Source organism: Mycobacterium sp. E3305 (assembly GCF_001666785.1).
In the GTDB taxonomy this organism is placed as follows: Bacteria; Actinomycetota; Actinomycetes; order Mycobacteriales; family Mycobacteriaceae; genus Mycobacterium.
In genome coordinates, this window is sequence record NZ_LZJA01000269.1 from 1 (window position 1) to 572 (window position 572).

Consider the following 572-nt stretch of genomic DNA (forward strand, 5'->3'; position numbering starts at 1 on the left):
TCGTCTACGGGAACCGGGATGGTGGCGCCCTCGTACTCGACGGTGCCGTACGGCGTCCCGAAGGAGATCGTCGAGATCTGCACGCCCGCGGCCTTGGCGGCCCGGGCGGCGGTGAACGCCCCCTGCGGGGCGTTGGCGTCCAGCGGCACGTTCTCCGCGCCGTCGGACTCCAGCACGATGCGGGCCGGGGGCGGGGTGTCGCCACCCGTGATGGCCAGGGCGCTCACCGCGTGCAGGGCGGTGAAGATGGCCTCGCCGGTGGCCGTGCTGTCGGCGAAGTCGAGCTTCTTGAGCGCGTCGATCGTCGCCTGGTGCTGCGGGGTGGGCGACACCAGCAGGTATGGCGTGCCGGCGAAGCCGACCAGGCCCAGGTTGATGCCCGGCGTGAGCTGACTGGCGAACTGGCCGGCCGCCTCCTCGGCGGCCTTGAGCCGGTTCGGCGGGACGTCGGTCGCCCGCATCGACTGCGACATGTCGATGACCAGCACGACGACAGCCCGGTTGCGGGGGATACGCATGTCGTGGGTGGGGGTGGCCAGCGCGATGGTCAACAGGATCAGGCTGAGCAGCGC

The 572-nt window shown here is 71.5% G+C and carries 1 protein-coding gene; it reads right to left on the bottom strand.

Annotated features, from left to right (window positions below):
- Nucleotides 1-572, bottom strand: a 572-nt coding sequence (locus A5701_RS23780; RefSeq protein WP_156670244.1) for a VWA domain-containing protein, incomplete at both ends; no start/stop codon positions are given.